The organism is Parasegetibacter sp. NRK P23 (assembly GCF_023721715.1).
Taxonomy (GTDB): Bacteria; Bacteroidota; Bacteroidia; order Chitinophagales; family Chitinophagaceae; genus Parasegetibacter.
This window is the reverse complement of the sequence record NZ_JAMDLG010000001.1, coordinates 1,832,854-1,854,766: the sequence shown is the minus strand read 5'-3', so window position 1 is coordinate 1,854,766 and position 21,913 is coordinate 1,832,854. Positions and strand designations below refer to the sequence as shown.

16 protein-coding genes are annotated in these 21,913 nt (G+C 50.0%); 2 read left to right on the top strand and 14 right to left on the bottom strand.

The window, feature by feature from the left end; genetic code table 11:
* Positions 1 to 2: 2 nt before the first annotated feature.
* From M4J38_RS07555 to M4J38_RS07515, 9 genes are all read right to left on the bottom strand, one after another.
* The gene (locus M4J38_RS07555) at positions 3 to 1,940 is read right to left on the bottom strand and encodes a beta-N-acetylhexosaminidase (protein WP_251758939.1); all 1,938 of its coding nucleotides are present in this window, start codon (positions 1,938 to 1,940) and stop codon (positions 3 to 5) included.
* A complete protein-coding gene (locus tag M4J38_RS07550) occupies positions 1,937 to 3,430 on the bottom strand; it encodes a sialate O-acetylesterase (RefSeq protein ID WP_251758938.1) in 1,494 nt (497 codons plus the stop codon). The genes M4J38_RS07555 and M4J38_RS07550 overlap by 4 nt, the downstream gene beginning before the upstream one ends.
* Positions 3,427 to 4,653, bottom strand: coding sequence for an AGE family epimerase/isomerase (locus M4J38_RS07545; protein ID WP_251758937.1), 1,227 nt, complete (start codon positions 4,651 to 4,653; stop codon positions 3,427 to 3,429). The genes M4J38_RS07550 and M4J38_RS07545 overlap by 4 nt, the downstream gene beginning before the upstream one ends.
* 77 nt (positions 4,654 to 4,730) lie before the next feature.
* Positions 4,731 to 6,266 carry a sialidase family protein gene (locus M4J38_RS07540; RefSeq protein WP_251758936.1) on the bottom strand — a complete coding sequence of 512 codons (1,536 nt, stop codon included), beginning with the start codon at positions 6,264 to 6,266 and terminating at the stop codon, positions 4,731 to 4,733.
* 104 nt (positions 6,267 to 6,370) lie between these two features.
* Positions 6,371 to 7,591 carry an MFS transporter gene (locus M4J38_RS07535; protein WP_251758935.1) on the bottom strand — a complete coding sequence of 407 codons (1,221 nt, stop codon included), beginning with the start codon at positions 7,589 to 7,591 and terminating at the stop codon, positions 6,371 to 6,373.
* The gene (locus M4J38_RS07530; protein ID WP_251758934.1) at positions 7,588 to 8,730 is read right to left on the bottom strand and encodes a hypothetical protein; all 1,143 of its coding nucleotides are present in this window, start codon (positions 8,728 to 8,730) and stop codon (positions 7,588 to 7,590) included. Before M4J38_RS07530 ends, M4J38_RS07535 begins: the two co-directional genes overlap by 4 nt.
* A 6-nt stretch (positions 8,731 to 8,736) precedes the next feature.
* Positions 8,737 to 9,678, bottom strand: coding sequence for a dihydrodipicolinate synthase family protein (locus M4J38_RS07525; RefSeq protein WP_251758933.1), 942 nt, complete (start codon positions 9,676 to 9,678; stop codon positions 8,737 to 8,739).
* Between the two features lie 104 nt (positions 9,679 to 9,782).
* Positions 9,783 to 11,315 (bottom strand): RagB/SusD family nutrient uptake outer membrane protein, encoded by a 1,533-nt coding sequence (locus tag M4J38_RS07520; RefSeq protein WP_251758932.1) that lies wholly within the window; start codon positions 11,313 to 11,315, stop codon positions 9,783 to 9,785.
* Between the two features lie 31 nt (positions 11,316 to 11,346).
* A complete protein-coding gene (locus tag M4J38_RS07515) occupies positions 11,347 to 14,676 on the bottom strand; it encodes a SusC/RagA family TonB-linked outer membrane protein (RefSeq protein ID WP_251758931.1) in 3,330 nt (1,109 codons plus the stop codon).
* Between the two features lie 174 nt (positions 14,677 to 14,850).
* Here M4J38_RS07515 and M4J38_RS07510 point away from each other — a divergent pair, with 174 nt between their 5' ends.
* Entirely contained in the window at positions 14,851 to 15,561 is a 711-nt protein-coding gene (locus M4J38_RS07510) for a FadR/GntR family transcriptional regulator (protein WP_251758930.1), read from the top strand.
* 6 nt (positions 15,562 to 15,567) lie between these two features.
* Here M4J38_RS07510 and coaD read toward each other — a convergent pair whose 3' ends face one another.
* From coaD to prfB, 5 genes are all read right to left on the bottom strand, one after another.
* A complete protein-coding gene (coaD, locus tag M4J38_RS07505) occupies positions 15,568 to 16,035 on the bottom strand; it encodes a pantetheine-phosphate adenylyltransferase (RefSeq protein WP_251758929.1) in 468 nt (155 codons plus the stop codon).
* A 20-nt stretch (positions 16,036 to 16,055) separates the two neighbouring features.
* Positions 16,056 to 16,988, bottom strand: a complete 933-nt coding sequence (locus M4J38_RS07500) for an aspartate carbamoyltransferase catalytic subunit (RefSeq protein ID WP_251758928.1) — start codon at positions 16,986 to 16,988, stop codon at positions 16,056 to 16,058.
* Between the two features lie 48 nt (positions 16,989 to 17,036).
* Complete coding sequence (gene pyrR / locus M4J38_RS07495; RefSeq protein WP_251758927.1) at positions 17,037 to 17,564, bottom strand: bifunctional pyr operon transcriptional regulator/uracil phosphoribosyltransferase PyrR; 528 nt, start codon at positions 17,562 to 17,564, stop codon at positions 17,037 to 17,039.
* An 82-nt stretch (positions 17,565 to 17,646) separates the two neighbouring features.
* Complete coding sequence (gene pruA / locus M4J38_RS07490) at positions 17,647 to 19,278, bottom strand: L-glutamate gamma-semialdehyde dehydrogenase (RefSeq protein ID WP_251758926.1); 1,632 nt, start codon at positions 19,276 to 19,278, stop codon at positions 17,647 to 17,649.
* Between the two features lie 22 nt (positions 19,279 to 19,300).
* A protein-coding gene (gene prfB, locus M4J38_RS07485; protein WP_251758925.1) for a peptide chain release factor 2 occupies positions 19,301 to 20,396 on the bottom strand; the annotation gives its coding sequence in 2 pieces (ribosomal slippage) (positions 19,301 to 20,347 and positions 20,349 to 20,396; 1,095 coding nt in all).
* A gap of 133 nt (positions 20,397 to 20,529) precedes the next feature.
* On the opposite strand from prfB, the gene M4J38_RS07480 reads away from it, so the two are divergent.
* Positions 20,530 to 21,552 (top strand): low specificity L-threonine aldolase, encoded by a 1,023-nt coding sequence (locus tag M4J38_RS07480; RefSeq protein ID WP_251758924.1) that lies wholly within the window; start codon positions 20,530 to 20,532, stop codon positions 21,550 to 21,552.
* Positions 21,553 to 21,913: the final 361 nt, after the last annotated feature.

The following is a 21,913-nucleotide window of genomic DNA, read 5'->3' as shown; positions in this document are numbered from 1 at the left end:
TTCTAAAGCGGGGCGAACGTAAACATCCATTTCACAGGATTCTGCCAGTCCTTTCCCTTGAAACTTCCTGCCGGCGCTTTCACCAGTACCGTATTCCAGCCTTTTTTTACCGGTACTTTAGTTGGTGCACGGTATTCATAGCCTTCATCTTCCAAAGGTAGCTCGCTGTGGCCGCGCTGGCCGCCACGTTTCCAGGAAGGTGCAGGAATAAGACGGCCGTTTACCCATATCCTGCTTTTTTTGTGGTCCCATTCACCCTGAGGTGGCATATCCGTTGCGGGAGAGCGGGAAAGGTTATTGAAACCGATCCAGCAATCCATTGTGCCGGCATTTTCACTCCAGAACTTCGTGGTGGCGTACCAGGTAGTACTGTCTTCCGCGGCGGGCAGTGCACCGCTGATCAATGGGGCCCACCAGTGCCTCAGGACGATGGTGGCACCGGTCTGCACTAAGTCCGAACTTATTGTATCCGGATTAAAGCCCGTTGATTCAGGGGAAAATACTTTTGCAAGGTCCCCGTTATTCAAAAAAGGTCCAAGCAGCTTCCATTCCAAATGGGATTGCCGTACATAAGGAAATGGCAGCTGTGCATAATAACGCAGTTTGTGGTGAAGCAATCTTTCTTCAAATGCAGCAAAGGCTTTTGCTTCAGGGGAGCCAGCCACTCCAATATTGGCCTTCCATCCTTCGCTTCCCCCACCCCGCCAGGAACGTTCGGCGAAAGCGAGCATGCCCGGATAGACGGGATTCATGGTAAGGATATCCATTTCGTCTCGTACGGCCCTGTCGTGCCACATACAAATGGTGCCGCCCAGCAGCAGCGTATCGCCCGCCGCCTTATCAGCGATGCGGCGGTGAAAAATGGTGGCCACGGCTTCCAATGGGTCCATGTGGTTCAGGTAGAGATGCCTCGAATCAATGAACTGCCATTGCTCGGTATTGCTGCGGTGCGCGTTATCGTCCATCCACAACTGCCGGATGGTGCTTCCTGAAAAATTGCCGCCCGGCTGCCATCCGATCACGCGCTTTCCGAAACCTTCTATGAACGCAGTTATTTCCGGGATAAAGCGTTTGTTCGTGATCTTTACTTCATCCGCGCCAATATGCATATAATCCACTTCATAAGTGGTGAGGAATTCCTCCAGTATGTTCTTAACAATGGCCATACCGCTATCAGTCTGCATGTCAGTTCCCATGGCACGGCGGAAGGCGGCGCTGTGTCCGGGCATATCTATCTCGGGTACAAAACGGATATGGCGTTCTTTGCAATAAGCGATCAGTTCCTTTATTTCCGCCTCGCTGTAAAACTTCCCTTTGTTGCGCAGCATGTGAGCGGCATCGGTTAGCTGCGGATATTTTTTTATGGCTATCCGCCAGGCGATGTCTTCCGTAGCATGGAAATGAAAAACATTCAATTTATTGGCGGCCATTACATCGATCTGTTGTTTCAGGGCTGGCATCGACATGTAATTCCTTCCCACATCAATCATATATCCACGCCAGGAAAAAGCAGGCCAGTCGGTAATGGAACAGAAAGCTATTTTTCCATTGAACAGCAGTTGTTTCAAGGTTTGTATGCCGTTGAATATGCCGTGCGGCGTATTGGCTGTAAGTTGAATTCCTGAAGCTGTTACTTTGAGTTGATAGGCCTCGTTGAGCTGCCTGGGGGCATTTACTTTTCCGATAGAAATTGTTAAGGATAATCCCTGTACATTTTTATCCGTAATGTTCATTTTTACCCCAGCCTGCTGAAAATATTGTTGCAACTGAAGAGCCTCTGGAAGAAGCGATGCATCTTTTACTACAATATTCCTGCATTGCACCAGGGACAATGTCCTATTTCCTACATCAAACTGTTGTGGCAGGGGAATCAGGGAAACTTTTTGCGCGTAAGTTGAAATGGCGAGGAATAAGCAAAAGCAGCAAAAAACAGGTCTCATTTTACTTTCAGTTTAAAGGTGGATGCAGGAAGGTTGACGTCATTTACCAGATTTCCACAGCTAAAAGAATTCCATCCATAATAAATATAAACGGGTCTTTCAGGGGCTGCAACAACGACGCGTTTGTTCCGGATGAATGCTTCCGATGGTAGCTGGCCATCGGTGGAAAAGCCTTTCAACACAGCGCCATCTGAAGGGTGTAGTCCTTTTGCATACCGGAACGATATGCTGATAAATCCGTTCCTGTACTTCGCACGCAAGGCCAAAGGCCCCGATGGTGTAACGTTTTTCTTATAGTGATGGCGGAGCGCCCATGCGGCCAGTCGTTCCCCCACCACTTTCTTATTGGTCGGATGCACATCATTGCGCGCACCGGCATCGCTGCTTACGGCCATCCCACTGTTCGGGAGCAGCCGGAGTATTTTTCTTTGCTCGTCCCTGAACCATGGCCACAGTTGTCCTTTATAGTGTACCGTATCTATCGACGACAGTTGCACAAAATAATAAGGCAAACGTTTCTTCCATTTCCTCCGCAGTTCCTGTACCATCAACCTATTCAGTGCGGCATACTCCTTCACCCGTTCTGTTTCCTGCGCATTGCTTTCGCCCTGGTAGTTGATGATGCCCGATACCGCCATTGGAAGTATGAGTTCAATGCCCGCCTGGTAGGCGAAGCCGGGTTTGTAAGCATGAAACTTCCCGTTTTCATCTGAAGGAACATGTTTTAGGGCGCCAACATTTTGCTTCCCCCTTTCACGCACCCAAACCGGCAAGGCCGCATTCTCCATCCAATCGCCGTTTACTTTAGAAGTGAACTCCCCGCTATTCCGAAGCGCTTCCGGGGCAATAAATGTTTCCAGCGGCGCTCCTCCGATGGACAAGTTGATGAGTCCCACCGGAACGCCAGTTTCAGCGCCAATCTTTCTTCCGAAATACCACGCAACGGCGCTCATCGTCCGGAAAGAACTGCTGTCGCTTTCCTGCCAGTTCCCGCTGTAAAAAGATTCTTTGTGCAGCAATTGAACAACCGAATCAGAGAAGGAAGCCGCGAAAATATTTTTTCCCGCGTAAGTCGGGTTATAAAAACGCAGCATTGGCTGATCGCTGTCTTTAACCGTTTCCCTGTAATGCAGTTCCCGGTACATGGGCCATTCCATATTGCTCTGCCCGATGCACAGCCACACATCACCCATCAGCAGGTTATTGAGTTCAATGGCTGCCATGCCGCTCCTGATGTGCATCCGCTGCCCGTTTGTATCAGCCGGACGTGGACGAAAATGAACGATCCATCCAGAATCGGCACCTGCGATGGTTTTTCTGGTATCCTTTCCGAACTGAACAAATACGGTGTCCCCGGGAATTGCCTTTCCCCAAACCGCGATGGGTGCGTTTCTTTGAAGCACCATATTGCCGGAGAATATGGGTGGTAATTTTAATTGCGCCGTCACCGTAACCGGCAGGATCAGCATTACTAAAACAAGTATTTTCATTGAGGTTGAAAGCATTGACCTGGTTGCGTATTGTGTTGTAACTCCTTCAGGTGTTCCTGCAATATCCTGCTGCAATACCATTCCTGCCGCGGCAGGTGAAACGGCCCCTTGAATAAGTTGCCTTTCGCAGGCTGGGCAACGGTGCCGTCTCTATGCAGGTAGCCGTACCATTCCCCCTGTTCGCGGTCATGGAAATGCCGGTAGGCATAATCGTGTATCTGCCTGTGCCATTGCGCGTACTTTTCGTTGCCCGTTATCAGGTAAGCCAGCAGTGTGGCGATGATGGTTTCATTCTGGGGCCACCAGAATTTCATATCCTGCCAGTATTCCTGCACGGGCTTATTGTACACATCTCTGTAATACAGGATTCCGCCGTATTGTGGATCCCAGCCGCGTTCCCACATATAATCGAGCATCCGGCATCCGAGGGCTGTCAGTCTTTTATCGTTGTTGCGGTATTTTGCTTCGTGGAGGATGAACCATGCGCCTTCAATGGCGTGTCCCGGGTTAAGGGTTCGCCCATCAATGTGGTCGATGATGCTGCCATCGGGGGCCACCTGTTCCATCACGCAACGGATATCATCTTTCACGAAATAAGTTTCAATTTCAGTGATCCACTGGTCGATGAGTGCATCACAGCGTTCATCTCCAACCATCTCGCGCAGTTGCTGTGCCGTATTGATCATGATCATGGGTATCCCTATGCCGCGGGCCGGCCTGGTTGAAGTAAATTTAGGCGGCAGTTTCTTTTCACCGTTCGCGTATTGAATGCATTTACTGAAAACAGTCCTTGCTTTGTCAGCGGCATCCTCGTCGCCGGTGGCTTTGGCGTAAGCGGCCATAGCGATCACATAGAAGGTTTCAGAAAAAAAATAGCGCCGTTTACGGATAGGTTTACCATCTCTTGTAACGTGGAAGAACATTTGTCCGTCGCTGTCGAAACAGTGTTCATGCAGAAAATTATACCCGAGCGCGGCACCATCGAGCCATTCTTTTTTTTGTTCCACGGTATTGTATAAAGTGGAAAGCAGCCAGGTGGCGCGGCCCTGTATCCAGACGGCTTTATCATCGTCGATGAGCGATCCGTCCCTGTCACGCATCAGCAGGTAACCTCCATGTTCCAGGTCGTAGGAACGCGGGAACCAGAAAGGAACGGTATCGTGGAGCAATTGGTGCGCATAGAATTTTTCGAGTGCCACCAGCTCTTCTGTTGAGTATGCCATTCTAAATGTTTTGAAATGCCTTACCCTGCTCCAATTCAGCAGGAACAGGACAAATCGTTTTTAGGTGTTTTTATTCCTTAGCGTTTATTCTTCCCCGTGGTTGGCCGGAGGATGTCTTTCACAGGAATGCGCATAAAATAAAGGGCGCCTGTTCCCTCGTACAATAAGCCCAGGGTATCGTCATCTATTTTGGAGAGTACGGAATACCCCCAGCTGCCCCTGGTATCCAGGAGCAATTCGTGTTGGGGTTTCCAGGTTTCACCGAGGTCAAGGCTTGCTTTAATGGTGGTATTGATTCTTGCACGGTCGGAATTGACATTACTGAAGAACACCACGTCTTTCATTTTCCCATCCAGGTTCACTTTTACTTTGATAATACTGGCCTGGCAAACGGGGTCGGACAAAGCCTGGAAGGAAGTGGGGTGTTCGGTCCAGGTGCTGCCCATATCGGTGGTGGTGGCAACGCTTCTGAAACGGCCCCTGTTGTCGCGCATGTTCAGCATCAAGGTGCCCGGCGTTGTTTCAATCACCTGCGCTTCGGTGGTATTACTTTTGGCGCCGGTACCGCTTTTCCAGGACAGCCCATGATCGGTGCTGTAGATGATGGCGGAATGCGGGATGCCTACTGAGGACGGGGTTGTTGTTTCGTCCCAGTATTGTGAGGGAAATACCAGTGTGCCGTTCTGCATGGCGATGCCGTTGCCGGGTCCGTTAAAGTACAGGTGCCACGAAGGGTGCTTTACCTGCTTCGTGATGCTTTCCGGTGCGCTCCATGTTTTACCGTCATCACTGCTGTGCACCAGCACGAACTGACCGGTGGTGTCGGGTGAAAGGCCTGGTTTCGAGCCTGCGATGGACCGGTTTCCCTTGCTCCACAACGCAGCTACCCATAACTTTTTTGTAACGGGATCGAATAGGATACAGGGATCTCCAATACCATTGTTTTCATGGGGTGCGCCCATATCCATGATAATTTTCATTGGCTCCCAGGTTTGTCCGCCATCGGTACTGCGGCTCATCCCCACATCAATATTTCCGGGAAGGTCGCCACTGTTTTTGTACCGTACATCATACACGGCAATGAGGGTGCCTTTGTCGGAAGTAATCATGCCGGGAATACGGTAAGAATGAACGTTATCATCACCGGCCAGGCGTACCGCTTCCGCCACACGGTGGGTATTGGAGGAGGGAATAAGCGCGGTACTTTTTTGCGCTTCAATCAGCTGCTTTTCGTTTTTATCCGCCAGGAAATGTACAGCTCCTGCAATGAATGACGCGCCTACCTGAGCAGTTTCTTTCAATGAAGCGGACACCACCAGGTTGGTGATGCCGGGCTGAAAGGTATACTGAAAGGGCAATGAAGTGAGGTGTGAAATTTTTTCGGATGCGGAAAGCTGCCTGGATGATCTGTTAATGGTGGTCTCCGTTCCGGTATGATACAATTCGATCTTTGCGATCGATTGCACAGCCGTCTCATCAAAACGAAGTTGTAATTCCCGGTACGTGATGGTTCTTCCCGCAGGAACATAAATACGGAGTTGGATCAGCATATTCCGGTCCACTCTTTTAACAGCAGGGATCACGGGTGAAACGGCTGTTATTTTAATTCCCATTTCCTTTTTTTGCTGCGCATGAGCGGCAGGAAAGAAGCCGGACAGGAACAAGCATAAAAAACAAGCGCTTAACTTTTTCATATCATCAATTTGCGTAGAACAGATCAGGATAGTTCCCTTGATTTTGGTTTCAGAAAGAAGAGTTGCACCAACAATGCGAGCAGTACGATGCCTGCGAGCAGGGAGAAATCTCTTCCCAGGTTGCCGGCGTCGGTGGATCGTCCCAGCCAGTCGGTTACAAAGGCGCCGGCGAATACGCCGGCCATATTCATTAACCCGTAAGCCGTGGCGCGGTATTTCGCGGGCACGAACTGGCAGAGGATGGGCATGTTGTTCGCGTCGAACATACCGAAGCCAAAACCAAAACAGAAAGCCGCGCCCACCACACTGAAGAGGGAATGGCCGAAGCCCACGAACAATAGTGATGGAATGGTAAGTCCTAATCCAATGGCGCTGGTGTATATCCTTCCCCGGATATTTTTCTGCACCCAGCGGTCGGATAGAATTCCTCCGAAGATCACGCCAATGAAGGAAGATGCGGCGATGGTAATGGTGGAAAGCGGTCCTGCTTCAGCCATTTCAATGCCCAGACTTTCAGAGAACAAGGTAGGCAGCCAGTTTTTTACCCCCCAACCTGGTAAGCTCGGCATGGCAAAATAGAACAGGATGATCCAGAAGGAAATATTCGTGAACAACAACATCAGTCCCTTCCCGATCCCTGGTGCAGCCATCCTTTCCGTGTGCGCTCCCGGTAGTTTCTTTTCCTTTAAAAAAAGTACCAGCACCAGGGCGTACACCATGCCGATGATGCCAAAACTCTGAAAAGCCGTTTTCCAGGAGTAAGCCGTGGCGATGGTGGCGCCGAAACCGCCCAGGGCCTGGCCCACGTACAGCCCGGTCATGTGAATGCCCACGGCCAGCGACCTGGTTTTATCGGTATGATAATCCGCTATCAACGACAATCCTGCCGGAATATACAAAGCTTCACTCACCCCCATAATGGCGCGGAGCCAGTACAGTTGAGAGAAAGTTTGCGCGTATCCCATGGCAAGCGTAACGGCGCTCCACACGAATAAGCTGGTGATGATGAGCCATTTCCTGTTCACCCGGTCGGCTATAATACCCGCCACCGGGCTCATGAATCCGTAAATCCACAGGAAGATCGCCATGAGTCTTCCAAAGTTGGTGGCCGTTTGTAATTCAGCTATATCCAGCATCATGGATGGTTTCATGGTGCTCAGCATCTGGCGGTCCATGTAATTGAGTAATGCCACCACCCAAAGCAGTCCTACCACTATCCAGGGATATGTTTTGGATGGATTCATTTACGCAGGGGTTTAGCTGAAAGAATAAATGGAGAACGTACACCGGCTTTTATTTCACCACTCGGAAGAAAAAAATACCCGTTCCATGTAAGGGCCGTGGTGGTTACAGGGGCTGGAAAAGGAATAAATCCGGCAGTATCCCACTTATCAGTAACAAGATCATATACAAGTACCTCATTGCTGAAGCCGGGATGCCGGTTTTGGAGGACCGCTTTCTCTTCGGTCATCCGCGCTTTTTCATTTTCATCTTTGCTGTTGGCGATGGCGTTGATCAGGGTTTCAGTTTTGTGGAACGTTATGCCTTTATCACCCCCGAAAATGAAGATTTTATCGTGGTGAACGATGCCTGTTCCGGCGCTCAGCGCATAGGGCAGGTTCGCTTTTTCTTTCCATGCCCGGGTATTGGTGTCGAATGCAGCTACTTTGCTGTAGAAAACGCTGGTGTCGTTGGGACGCTTCATTCTTCCGCCAATAAGGTAAACATTCGCGTTATGCTTTAGCAATATGCTGTGTGATACCGGTGCCGGAAGCACGGGCATCACCTGCCATCCTGCATCCGTATTGTCGAGATCAAGCAACAGGAACTGATCGCTTACCCCATTGGCCGTTTCGCCACCTGCAAGATAAACGCTGCTCCCGATCGCAATGGCTGACGCATTGGTTACAGCAACGGGAAGATCAGGCAATGGCATATAGCCGACGCCATGCTCTTTCTCTTGTAAGGTGACCAGGAAAACTTTTTTGCTGATGCCCTGCTCATTTTCTCCACCGGCGTATACGATACCTTTTGCGGTAACGCAGTTGGCGGCATAAGCCACTGGCTGCGGCAAGATGCCGGAATAATCCAACAACAGTTTTCCTGCCTTCCACCTGTACACGTATGCCTGTTGGTGGTACCGCTTCTTTCCTCCGTTCCAGGGCATGCTGTCCGGAAAATTCGCGCCACCCGCCACCAGGAACCTGTTCTGGTGAACACCGGTTACGGGCCCGGCGAATCCCGGCGATACCTGCCCGGAATTGTCAGGAGGAAGTTCAGCCGCAATGCGCCATTGCAGCATCTGCTTCCTTACTTTTTGTGCATGTATGGCCGCGGAAAAAATCATAAGTGGTAACAGAAGTATGATGGCTATTTTATTCATGGTAATTTATACGTGCACCCCTGGTGAAAGATGAGCGGCGAAATTCCGGAAACCCAGTTGTTCCACCTCTGTTTTAAATGCGGTATAAGCTTCAGCAGACATATTCCGGACCGGTAAACGGAAGCTGCCGCAATCGATGCCGAGTAGTTTCATATAAGCTTTACCGGTGGCGATGCCGCCGTATTTTCCCAGCAGTGTGATCATATCGATGGAAGTCTGTTGTAACCTGTTCGCTGTTTTCAGGTCCCCGTTGCGGAACGCGTCCATCAGTTGGTAGTACAGCGGGGCGGCATAATTGAAGGTGCTTCCAACTGCGGCCTTTGTACCTAAGGCGAGCGCGGAGAGCATGTTTTCATCTCTTCCCCAGAGCATATCATATTTCCCGTTGGCGAAGTTCATGCAGGAAAGAAAATCCATAAAATCTTCATGGGTATACTTAATGCCCGCGAAATTGGGAAGGTTTTCGTCCACAGCTTTCAACAGATCGATCATCGGAAAGTTCACACCGGTGAGCACCGGAATGTGGTAATAATAGAATGGCAGGTCAGGAACAGCGTTCGCCACTTCCCTGCAACAAGCGGCCAGCAGTTGTACCGAAGCCGGTTTGAAGTAGAAGGGCGCTGTAAAAGAAACGGCATCCATGCCGGCTTCCCTTGCGTGAAGGGCGAGTTCGATGCAATCCGCAAGGCAGGTACCGCCCAACAAAGGCATTGCTGTAAAATCAGGATCATTTTTGGTGTGGATGGCCCATGCTTCCACCACCAGTTTTTTCTCTTTCAATGATAAGGAAACGCCTTCGCCTGTGGACCCGCAAATGAACGCACCTTTCACGCCGTTCGCTTTCAGCATTTCATAGTAAATGGGAATTAAGGAAAGTTTGAGTGAGCCATCATCGTGCATGGGCGTAAATGGCGCCGCAATCAATCCTTCCAGGTGCTTTCTGTTCATACACTTCGTTGTTAAGTATAAATTAGGGATAATTTTTTAGAACCGGGAGCACGAAAACTCCCGGTGTTTACTGCTTACGAGTACCCTTTCCTGTGAAAAATTTATCAGGGCCTTGGGTAGCCTGTTGTCTGGTCCAGCAAGGGGTCCGCGTTCAACATCGCCTGCGAAAGCGGGAGTAAGAATTTAGCCGCCGTGGTGGGTGAAAAATAATTGGGGTCCAGCGCCGCGTAAACATAGCTATCCCCTGCCCTCCTCAAAGCCCACCAGCGTTTGCCTTCTGCGATAAACTCCCGCAGATACTCTTCCAGAATGGCATTCATATGCTCAGTAATGTTGCCGTTGGTGTATGGCGTTGCCGCGCTGCCATAAGCTCTTTGCCTGATGGCGTTTATTTCTGCGGAAGGGTCTTCGCCCAGTTTTGCTTTGGCTTCCGCCAGCAGCAACAGTACATCCGCATAACGGTAAACGGGATAATCGTTGTTGTAAATTTGTGTGGTGCCCGAGGTTGTGCCAATGTATTTGGTCAGGAAAATACCCCTGGTACCAAACGGAGCGGCAGTTGAATATATTACGCGGAAGGTATTGGCAATACGCTGGTCGGCGGTTCCGGAACTCAGCCGGTTGATCATGGCCTGGTTCATCCCTACCCTGTTGGCGCCGCCTACATAAGGATAAACGGAAGACACCGTAGGTGTGGCCGCCTGTGCGAACGATAAAGTATTCGCCTGGATCGCATTCACCAGGAAGCTGCCGAAAACACCAAGTTGTGCCTGTTGCAGTTCATAGTTCACCGCGAAGATCATCTCCTTGTTGTTCACTTTTTTGGTGGGATCGAAGATGTCGGCGTAATTGGTTTGCAGTCCCAGTGTGGCCCCTTCAAGGTTCTTCACTTCCTGCAAAGCTGTTTTCGCCACGTTAAAATCGGCATTGCCGCCGCCGTGGTGTGTACCCGACCATAGGAAAACATCACCTTTCAGGATCAAAGTTGCCACCCTGCTCCAATACACACGTTTCCCCGCGGGAAGGGTATTTGCGGTACCGAACAGCCGCAGCGATTCTTCAATATCGGCTTTCACCTGCAACAGGATACTGTCGGCAGAAGTACGGCGTTTGTAAGTCTCCGCCGCATTGCTGATGCTTTCCACCGGTTCAGTATTCAGGGGAACGGCGCCCCAGGTTCTCAGCATGGTATAATACACATAAGCGCGCAGTCCATATACTTCTGCAAGCGCCTTTGATTTTTCATCCTCCGGCAAAGGCGTTTGCGGATACAGTTTGATGACGTTGTTGAAATTGTAGATCAGGTTGTAGAAACCTGCCCAGTTGGCAAACGGCACGTTGAGGTGACTGATGTTGTGCCGGTACAGGTTCTGGAAACCTCCTTCCACGGATTCCGTGAAAAGCCCGTCCACCCATATATCGGAGCGCATTTCCCCCAACTGGAAGAAGGTTCCGGTGAACCCCCTGAACTGCCCGTATATGCCATGATATAATGTGCGTGCAGCGTTCGGGTCTTTGAGCGCCTGCTCTTTGCTTACGGCATCCTGCGGCACTACTTCATCCAGTTGTTTTGTACAGGACGACGCGGAGAGCAATGTGGTGAAAACGGCGATCGTTAATAATGTATGCTGTTTCATCTTTCTTTTGTTTGGAATGATCAGATCTGTGTTAGAGGGTTATCCTTGCGCCGATGGTGAGTCGTCTGGGCAAAGGATATTTGCCCTGGTCTATTCCACCCACCTCGGGAAAGTTGCCACTGTAGCCGCTCATGTAAAAGAGGTTGCTGCCGGTTACGTTCACGCTTACGCCTTTGATGGCACCACCCAGCTTTTCAAGAAGCGTATTGGTGAGTGCATAGCTCAATGTAAGTTCGCGCAACATTACATAGTCGCCTTTTTCCCACATATTGGCCGGGGGATTATTTCCGGAAGCATCGGTGGCGTAGTTGCGTCCCTGGTTGGCCCAGTAATAGCGGGGCAAAGTACCGTTGGTATTAACAGGCGACCATGTGTTCAATACTTCGGAAGTGGAATTTTGCGATCCCTGCACCTGGCTGAGCCCGCGCAGTATTTCATTATTGAGTATGACGAAACCGAAGGCATAATCAAAGCCCGCATACAGGCGGATATTTTTAAAAGCGCTGCTGATGTTGAATCCGCCGATGTGCTGTGGCGTGGTTCTGCCCACATACGTGAACTGCCTGCTATCGATGGTATCGTTCGCGTATACCTGGTGCCATTGCGCGTCGCCAAGTTGTTTGATTCTTTTATTGGCGTAAGGAAGGAATGCGTTGTACACGTTCGCATCGGTGCCCAGTTTGGAAAGATCGGTATAGATGCCGTCCCATTTCGGCGCCCAGACTTCATCTAATCCGATTCTTTGTCCTTCCGACATTCCACCCACGTACAATTGTTGCCCCGGGTTTTTAGGATCCCATACAAAGAAACCGTTGGACCTGTTCCCCGGAAGACTGTTGAACGGAAGTTTTTTGGCGAAACTTTTCACATGGAAATAGTTCGCGCCCAGTTCCAGGCTGAAGCCATCCGCTGTTTGCGGTGCGATCACTCTTGCATTCAGTGCCAGTTCCACACCTTTGTTCTGCAGTTGCCCGAGGTTGGTGGTATAACTACCGAAGCCTGTCTGGGAGGAAATATTCAGTCCTGCGAGTTTGTCGAATACATTGCGGATAAAATAATCGGCGGTAAGCGTGATCCGGTCGTTCAGGAAACCGAGATCGGCGCCGAAGTTCAGACTGTTGGTACGTTCCCACCTGAGGTCGGAATTGATGTAGGAAGCGGCGTAAGTGCCTCCGAGGCCATTGTAAGTACCCGCATTGTTGTATACCTGTGCGGTGGCGTACAGTCCAAGGGAGCTCACGTTCCCGTTCACGCCGTAGCTTACCCGTGGTTTGATGGTGCTGATGTAGTCCGACAAAACACTGCCCGCGTAGAAATCTTCGTTGTGCAGGTTCCAACCGGCCGATATACCGGGGAAGGCGCCGAAATAATTTGCTTTGTTGAGCCTGCTGGAGCCATCAATACGAATCACACCTTCCAGGAGGTATTTGTTCCTGAAAATATAGTTCACCCTTCCGATGCCGGAAGATATTCTTTCCCATGCGTTAAAATTGGAAGAAGCGCCCGCGGGATTGGTGATGGTTGTTCCCTGCACACCGGGTGGCGTAGATGCCGTGAGCCAGGGAATAAGGTCTGTTGGCGCACCCTGCGCAAACCCCGACTGCACATAACTTTTGTAGTCATAAAACTCACCGCCAGCCATCGCTGTTAAGGAATGATCGTTGAATTTTTTATTGAACTGAAGAAAAGCATTGGTGGTGTATTGTTCGATCCTGCTGTTGTTGAAACTCGCTGCGCGGTTGGTATTGAACGCGCCGCCATTGCCCTGTTGAAATGCTTTGGTGAAGAAATTATTATTCGTGTACTGGTAGTAACCGGAACCGCTGGCCAGCAACTTCAGGAACGGCAGTATGGTATATTCTATGTTGATACCCCCCAGGAAACGTTGCTGGTTGGTGCTGTTCACAGCAATATCTTTCCAGTACAAGGGATTACCCAGAGTAGCATCGTTGGGGCCGGGTAACATTACGCCGGAAGTATCATTCTTATAACGTACCGTGGGCGCCACGCCTATAAAACGTTGCATCAGTCCGCCAGCAGCACCGCCTTCAGGGTCTGTGTAAGGCAGGGCCTGCTCCACCGCATAAGCCGCGATGTTGGAGGTTACTTTCAGGTTCTTCCCTATATTCAATCCACCGTTGAAGTTCATGTTCATTCTTTTCAACCAGGAGCCTACAATGATACCGTTGTCTTTCACCGTACCAAGCGATAAAGCATAGGAACCCTGTTCATTCGCGCCGGAGAAGTTCACATTGTGTTCCACGGTATTCACCTGCTGAAGGATCATGCGCTCCCTTTCCTGGACACTGAGGTCGGTGAACAGGATACTGTCCATTATGGCGGTGTTGAATGGATTGGGATCTACGAGCAACTTCCAGCCTGGTGTATTCAGTAAATGCCTGTTCTGGTTGTTCAGCAATTGCGTGGTATAAAGTCCTTCAGCCGATCTCCACCCATTACTTAACGCCCAGCCCCATGCGCCGAGGATCTGGTTGCGGTCAGTATTCATGGCATTCGTGTTGTTGTCCAGTGAATCGCCACGAAACCTTGACTGGATACCAAGACGGTTCATGCGTATATAATCCGAAGCGTTGAGGTATTCCGATGAATTGGGCCGGATATAATTGGCCGTATGGCTGAAAGCATAAACCACCTGCGCTTTTCCCCGCTTTCCTTTTTTAGTGGCGACCAATACCACCCCGTTTGCCGCACGTGCGCCGTAAATGGCGGTAGATGCCGCATCTTTGAGTAGATCGATACTGGCGATATCGTTGATATCGAGACCATATAACGAAGGAACAATCACACCATCCACGATAAACAAAGGAGTGCCCCCTCCGCCGAATTCGGTTCCTCCCCGGAATGAAATTGAAGGTGTGGTTCCTGGCTGGCCGGTACGCTGCTGTACCCGTAAACCCGGGGCATTGCCCTGTAATACGGTGGCCACATTCGTGGTAGGCGTGTGCTCAAACGCTTTCTGGTTCACGGTGGAAACGGCGCCGGTTAATTGCCGCCGCGACTGCGTACCATACCCCACCACCACCACTTCATCCATTTTTGAAACGGATGCTTCCAAAAGAATGGTACTTGTTGCGTCCGACCCCGCCACTACTTCCTGAGAAAGAAAACCCACAGATGAAAAGACCAGCACATCCAGGGGAGCCGCTTCAATCGTAAAGCGACCTTCAGCACTGGTTTGGGTGGCGGCGCTTTTGCCTTTTACCCGCACCGTAACACCCTGCACCGGGGTGTTCCCTTCTTTCGAGAGCACCAGCCCGGAAATTCTGACCGACTGGGCCAACACCGGTAAAGTGAAAAGCATAAGCACCGATGCCCAGACGAATAACTTAAATGATCTCATACAGCATGATTTGATTAAATTTGTATTATGTATGACATAATAAAGTTAACAACAAATTGGATTTTCTGCCAAATATTTTTCGCCTTATTTAACAACTGCTTTATAATCAACAATTCCGACAACTTCTAAATGCCCATCATTTTGTATTTTTGCCATTATTAAGTTCTACATAATATGAGCAAGACCTTATTAAACGGCCACTTTAAAAGCATTGAAACCAGCAGTCTGGTAGACAAAGTGGAAGCCAACCTGGTGGAACTCCTGCAGCAGCAGAAGCTGAAAGTGGGCGACAGCATTCCTAAAGAAATGGAACTGGCCGAAGCGCTTGGGGTGAGCCGCACCGTTGTACGGGAAGCCTTGCTGCGCTTACGTTTGATGGGACTGATAGCATCGAAGAAGAAGAAAGGCGCGGTGATTACGAGTCCGGATATTTTCGGTATCCTTGGCAAAAGTATGCACCCGCATATTCTTGCGCCCGAAACATTAAAGGAAGTATTCGAGATACGGCTCGTCCTGGAAATAGGCATGGCCGATTTCCTTTTTCACCGCATTACCAAAGCCGATATCGAGGAATTAAAACAGATTGTACAGAATGAACCGCCCGCCGCACAGGACCATCTTTTTAATGTGCAACACGAAATCGCGTTCCATGGCAAGTTGTATGAGATCACCGGTAATGAAACGATGAAGAAATTCCAGAAGATGCTGTTGCCTGTCTTCGATTATGTACACAACAGTGGTTTGTTGAAAAAGCAGCCATTACTGAAAACATTCGTATCGCATAAGGAGTTGGTGGAGTTGCTGGAAAATGGCACGCCGGAGCTTTTCAGGAACGGCATGCGGAATCATTTGGAGAATCATTTTGTAAGGATATTTGAACCCTGACAATTTCTACAAACTCTTCACCACAATCTCCGGCAGAAACGCCGAAGCATCTCCCCCATTCCTCAATATATCGCGCACAATGGTAGAAGCAATGGAAGTGTATTTGGGCTCGCAGGTCAGGAAGATGGTCTCAATTGCGGGATCCATGGCACGGTTCGCATCCGCGATGGTTTTTTCGTATTCGAAATCGGCTACATAACGGATGCCGCGCAAGATATACTGTGCTCCTATGGATTCACAGAAATGAACGGTAAGTCCTGAATAGGAAGCCGCCTCCACTTTGGGTTCATCCGCGAAAATCTCTTTGATCCACAACAACCTTTGTTCATCGGAGAACATCGGGGTTTTGTTGGTATTCGTTCCGATGCCCACCACGATTTTATCGAAGAGGTGCAGGGAACGGCGGATCACATCCACATGTCCCAGGGTGATGGGATCAAATGTTCCTGGGAAGAGGCAGATTCTTTGTTTCATATAGCAAGGGGTTTCAATCGTTATGATTCCGGGAGTTTTCCGGAGAGCAGGTACAGCACCGCCATCCTTACGGCCACGCCGTTCTCCACCTGCTGGAGGATGATGGATTGATCGCTGTCGGCCGCATCTGTGGAGAGTTCCACGCCACGGTTGATGGGCCCGGGGTGCATGATGGTTATTTTTTTGGAAAGACTGTCCAGCATTTTTTTGTTGATGCCGTAGGTAAGGCTGTATTCACGCAGCGAAGAGAACAGTACCTGATTCTGCCTTTCCAGTTGTATGCGCAATACGTTGGCCACATCGCACCATTCCAGCGCTTTTCTCACATCATATTCCACGCGTACATTGAATGCTTCCTTCATATAGGTTGGGATCAGTGTGGGCGGACCTGCCACCGTTACTTCGGCACCCATTTTCTGTAAGAGGTAAATATTGGAGAGCGCTACGCGCGAGTGCATGATGTCTCCTATAATGGCGATCTTCCTGCCTTCCAGTCCGCCGGTGGCCTCTTTGATGGAAAACGCATCCAGTAAAGCCTGTGTGGGGTGTTCGTTGATGCCGTCGCCGGCGTTCACGATGGCCGCGGGAATATGTTTGGCGAGGAAGTGCGGTGCTCCGCTGGCGCTGTGGCGCATCACCACCATATCCACTTTCATGGAGAGGATGTTGTTCACCGTATCGCGCAGTGTTTCTCCTTTGGAAACGGAGGAGCCGCTGGCGGTAAAGTTAATGGTATCGGCGCTGAGTCGTTTTTCAGCAAGTTCGAAAGATATCCTGGTTCGGGTGGAGTTCTCGTAGAATAAATTAACTATCGTTACGTCCCGGAGGGCCGGCACTTTCTTAATGGGTCGTTGTAATACTTCTTTAAATTCTTCTGCCGTTGTGAGGATCTTTTCAATATCGCTGCGGGTAAGATCCTTTATCCCTAATAGGTGTTTAGTTGATAGCTGCATGGTAAGCCGCAAAATTACAGGTTAAAGGGAAATAAGCCAAGAAATCTGCTATTCGTCGAGTAGTACTACTTCTTCGCTGCCGTCCCGTTCGTTCCACAGCACTTTTACTTTCTGGGTAATGATGCTGTCGATAGAGCGGCCGGTAAAATCGGGCTGAATGGGCAACTGCCTGCTGAAACGGCGGTCTATCAGCACACAAAGCGCGATGCGGGCCGGTCGGCCATAATCGAGCAGGGCATCCATGGCGGACCGGATGGTTCTTCCCGTGTACAGTACATCATCCACCAGGATCACTGTTTTGTCTTCGATGGAAAAAGGAATCTCCGTTTTATTGGGGATATGCAGTTCTTTCCTGAAATCATCGCGGTAGAAAGTGATGTCCAGTTTACCATAAGCTACTTTTTCCACCCCTTTCATCGCTTTCAGTTGCTGCACGATCCTGTCGGAGAAGAATACACCTCTGGGCTGCATGCCGATGATGACGGTATCCGTGAGGGCGGGGTGGTTCTCCAATATCTGGTGGCTGAGCCTCTGAATGGTTAAACCGAGCTGTTGTGAATTGATGATCTGCTTCATAAACGCGGTAAAGTTAAAAATTTTAAGGTTCGGAAAAGCAAGTGCCTTCCGAACCTTAAAACCAATGTAATTCCTGTTTGAATTAGTCTTCGGCCAGGAATGGGTATTTGTAATCCGTTGGCGGATTGAACGTTTCCTTGATGGTTCTGGCACTGAGCCAGCGGTACAGGTTCAGCATGCTGCCGGCCTTATCGTTGGTGCCGGATGCGCGTGCGCCGCCGAAAGGCTGCTGTCCTACTACCGCTCCGGTGGGTTTATCGTTGATGTAGAAGTTCCCAGCCGCGTTGCGAAGCCTTGAGGTCGCAAGGGCCACCGCTGCCCTGTCGGTCGCGATGATGGAACCGGTCAGCGCGTAAGGTGAAGTAGCGTCCACCAGGTCGAGTGCACGTTCAAACTGATCGGCATCGTACACATAAATGGTGAGCACGGGCCCGAAGAGTTCTTCGCACATGGTCACGTACCTAGGATCGGTGGTTTCGATAACGGTAGGTTCAATGAAATAACCGACGGACTTATCACAGTTACCACCTACGAGTATCTTCGCTTTCCGGTCTTTCTTCGCGTTGTCGATGTATTTCTTCAGTTTATCGAAACTTTTCTGGTCAATCACCGCGTTGATGAAGTTGGAGAAGTCTTCTGTGGAGCCCATTTTCATGGAGTTCACCTGGTCGATGAGTTTCTTCTTCACCTGCTCCGCGATATTGGAAGGAATATAAGCGCGGGAAGCCGCGGAACATTTTTGTCCCTGGAATTCAAACGCGCCACGGGCCAGTGCCGTAGCCACTACCGCGGGATCAGCGGAGGAATGCGCGATGACGAAATCCTTTCCGCCGGTTTCCCCTACAATGCGGGGATAGGTTTTGTACTTGGAAATATTTTCTCCGATAGTGGCCCACATCTGGTTGAAAACGCCTGTGGAGCCGGTGAAATGCAAACCAGCGAAATCGGGGTGTGTAAAGCAAACTTTTCCAAGTGTGGGTCCATCCACATAAATCAGGTTGATTACGCCATCGGGCAAACCTGCTTCCTGGAGGATGCGCATGAACATCTGGGCGGAATACACCTGTGTGTTGGCGGGTTTCCATACCACGGTATTGCCGCAAAGCGCTGCGGACGTGGGGAGATTACCACCAATCGCCGTGAAGTTGAAAGGGGTAATCGCCAGTACGAATCCTTCCAGCGGACGGTATTCGAGCCTGTTGTGCATACCCGGCGCGCTGATGGGTTGCTGCGCGTATATTTCGCGGAGGAAATGCACGTTGAAGCGGAGGAAGTCGATCAGTTCACACGCAGCGTCTATCTCGGCCTGGTAGGCGTTTTTGCTTTGCCCCAGCATGGTGGTACCGTTCATGTGGAAACGGTATTTGGTAGCAATGAGGTCGGCCGCTTTCAGGAAGATGCCGGCGCGTTCTTCCAAAGGCATATCGGCCCAGGCTTGTTTGGCCTTCAATGCAGCGTCTATCGCCTGTTTGATGTGTTTTTCCTCGCCCAGGTGGAAATGCCCGAGGAGGTGTGCTTTTTCGTGCGGGGGGTGAATAGCTACTTTATTACCTGTTCTCACCGATTTCCCGCCGATGTACATGGGGATATCGATGGGCTTCTTCTTCAGTTCCGCGAGTGTTTTCTGTAGAGCGGCCCTTTCGGGTGTTCCTGGGGCGTAAGACAGTACCGGTTCGTTTACCGGCATGGGATAGTTGAAATTTCCAAAGTGCATGGTCAATTGGATTATGGTGTTTTTAGGTAGTTTCTGTTTCTTTTGCGCTCATGAGCCAGGCTTTGATGAAGCCGTCCAGTTCGCCGTCCATCACGGGGCCCACGTTGCCTACTTCGTAATCGGTTCTGTGGTCCTTGATCATTTTATAGGGATGGAACACGTAAGAACGTATTTGTGACCCCCATTCAATTTTCTGTTTGGTGCTGTTGGTAGCATTCTTCATTTCTTCCCGTTTGCGGAGTTCTTCCTCATACAAACGGCTCTTCAACATCTTGAGGGCTTTCTCACGGTTGGCGCCCTGGGTACGATCCTGCTGGCATTCCACAATAATTCCCGAGGGAATATGTTTCAAACGCACCGCCGTTTCCACTTTGTTTACGTTTTGTCCACCCTTACCACCACTGCGGTAGAATTCCCACTCAAGGTCGGCCGGACTCACTTCAATTTCAATGGAATCATCCACTAACGGGTAGGCGAATACGCTTGCGAAAGACGTGTGCCTGCGGGCGTTGGAATCGAAGGGTGAAATACGCACCAGGCGGTGCACGCCACTCTCTCCTTTCAGGAATCCGTAAGAGAACGGTCCGTCGAACTGCAATGTCGCCGATTTGATACCGGCGCCGTCGCCCCATTGCACATCCAGTTCACTCACGGTCCAGCCCTGCTTTTCGCCGTACATACGGTACATGCGCATCAGCATCTCGGCCCAGTCCTGGCTCTCTGTTCCACCTGCGCCGCTGTTGATTTCCAGCACGGCGGGCATTTCATCTTCAGGCTGGTTCAGCGTGCTCTTGAATTCCGCTTCCTCAATACTTTTAAGGGCTTTCTCATACGCCTGCTTCACATCTTCTTCGGTCCCCTCGCCATCTTTCCAGAATTCAAACAAGACGGCGAAATCTTCCACATCCGTGTGCACCTGTTCATAAAGCTGCACCCAGAATTCATCCAGTTTGATCTGTTTTACAATGGCGGTGGCGCGCTTGTTGTCATCCCAGAAACCGGGAGATAAGGTCAGTTGCTTATCCTGCGCTATTTTTTCCTGACGGTTAGCGACGTCAAAGAAACCTCCTCAGAACCAGGAGGCGGTCCCTCATATCTTTTAAATGCTCTTGTGTCATAGTTTGCGAAGGTAAGGCGATTTTATATTTGAAACGCCTATTTTGAACGAAAGCGGCTATTGGATAGAAGATTCACGTTTCTTTGTATATGAATGCATTACGCAATCGTTTCACCAATTAAAATTTTCAAAGGATGACAATAGACCTCCGCTCCGATACCTTTACCCAACCCACCCCGGGAATGCTGAAGGCCATGATGAACGCCCCCACCGGCGATGATGTTTTCGGCGAGGATCCTACAGTGAACGAACTGGAACGCTGCATGGCCACCCTGTTTGGTATGGAAGCGGCTTTGTATTGCCCCACCGGAACGATGAGCAACCAGGTCGCCATAAAAGTGCATACCCAGCCCGGCGACGAAGTGATCTGCGAACAAAACGCCCACATTTATATTTACGAAGGTGGCGGCATTGCCCTCAATTCCGGCGCGCAGGTGCGGGCCCTCCCGGGAAAAAACGGCCTTATTTCAGCCGATGCCGTGGAAGCCGCCATCAACCCCGACGATGTACACAAGGCACGCACTTCCCTGGTGGCACTGGAGAACACCTCCAACAGGGGCGGCGGTTCCTGTTATGAATGGGACACTATTGAGGCTATCTCAAAGGTTTGCCGGCTGCATGGCCTTAGCTTTCACCTCGATGGCGCACGGCTTTTTAACGCATTGGTAAAAACCGGGCAAACACCGGAACTATACGGAAAGGTTTTCAAAAGCATTTCCGTTTGCCTGAACAAAGGGCTCGGTTGCCCCATCGGAAGTGTATTACTCGGCGATGCCGCCTTCATTAAAAAGGCAAGGCGTATCCGGAAAGTATTCGGTGGAGGGATGCGCCAGGCCGGTTATATGGCTGCGGCAGGCCTGTATGCGCTGGAACATCATATTGAAAGATTGGCGGAAGATCATGTTCACGCACGCAGACTGGCAGAGGCATGGAAATCGAAGTCGTTTGTGAAAGAATTTGAGATGCCGGAAACTAATATATTGATTTTCAGTTTAGAAGATAATTTATCGCCAAGTAAAATTGTAGAGATACTTTATGAAAAAGGTATCCGCTGCATGGCTATTTCCCCTACGCAAATCAGGATGGTAACACACCTGGATGTTTCTGCTGAGATGGTGGATTATTGCTGTGGGGTGATTGAGGGGCTTTCGGTATAAGCATACTTCTTGTAAAAAGAGTTATTTTCACGCAAAGGCGCAACGAAGCAAGGACGCAAGGCGTTGTTTGTGTTTTAAGTGCTTAATTTGGAATTCTCTTGTGGCAATTTATTTCTCTCAAAGGCGTAAAATTAGAGCACTACTGAATTCCCTGTAGGTTTGTGGGGAGAAGGAGTTTTTTGATAGAGAGATTATACTAATGGCTGCAAATTGGGGTTGAATAAGTTACCTATTGTATTGAGATCATTATACCACCACTCCTATACAATAGCAACGTTGCCTGCGAGGAACGAAGCAGGAAGCTGTGCGCCTTTGTAAGCAATTAAATACCATTCGCGCCTCTGCAAAAAATCCTCCCAAA

Coding starts and splice junctions, on each gene's coding strand:
- M4J38_RS07530 (WP_251758934.1), bottom strand. CDS start 8,730: ATGAATAAAATAGCCATCATACTTCTGTTACCACTTATGATTTTTTCC.
- M4J38_RS07540 (WP_251758936.1), bottom strand. CDS start 6,266: ATGGGAATTAAAATAACAGCCGTTTCACCCGTGATCCCTGCTGTTAAA.
- pyrR (WP_251758927.1), bottom strand. CDS start 17,564: ATGAAGCAGATCATCAATTCACAACAGCTCGGTTTAACCATTCAGAGG.
- M4J38_RS07555 (WP_251758939.1), bottom strand. CDS start 1,940: ATGAGACCTGTTTTTTGCTGCTTTTGCTTATTCCTCGCCATTTCAACT.
- M4J38_RS07545 (WP_251758937.1), bottom strand. CDS start 4,653: ATGGCATACTCAACAGAAGAGCTGGTGGCACTCGAAAAATTCTATGCG.
- M4J38_RS07480 (WP_251758924.1), top strand. CDS start 20,530: ATGACAATAGACCTCCGCTCCGATACCTTTACCCAACCCACCCCGGGA.
- M4J38_RS07535 (WP_251758935.1), bottom strand. CDS start 7,591: ATGAATCCATCCAAAACATATCCCTGGATAGTGGTAGGACTGCTTTGG.
- coaD (WP_251758929.1), bottom strand. CDS start 16,035: ATGAAACAAAGAATCTGCCTCTTCCCAGGAACATTTGATCCCATCACC.
- M4J38_RS07550 (WP_251758938.1), bottom strand. CDS start 3,430: ATGAAAATACTTGTTTTAGTAATGCTGATCCTGCCGGTTACGGTGACG.
- M4J38_RS07520 (WP_251758932.1), bottom strand. CDS start 11,315: ATGAAACAGCATACATTATTAACGATCGCCGTTTTCACCACATTGCTC.
- M4J38_RS07525 (WP_251758933.1), bottom strand. CDS start 9,678: ATGAACAGAAAGCACCTGGAAGGATTGATTGCGGCGCCATTTACGCCC.
- M4J38_RS07510 (WP_251758930.1), top strand. CDS start 14,851: ATGAGCAAGACCTTATTAAACGGCCACTTTAAAAGCATTGAAACCAGC.
- M4J38_RS07500 (WP_251758928.1), bottom strand. CDS start 16,988: ATGCAGCTATCAACTAAACACCTATTAGGGATAAAGGATCTTACCCGC.
- pruA (WP_251758926.1), bottom strand. CDS start 19,278: ATGCACTTTGGAAATTTCAACTATCCCATGCCGGTAAACGAACCGGTA.
- M4J38_RS07515 (WP_251758931.1), bottom strand. CDS start 14,676: ATGAGATCATTTAAGTTATTCGTCTGGGCATCGGTGCTTATGCTTTTC.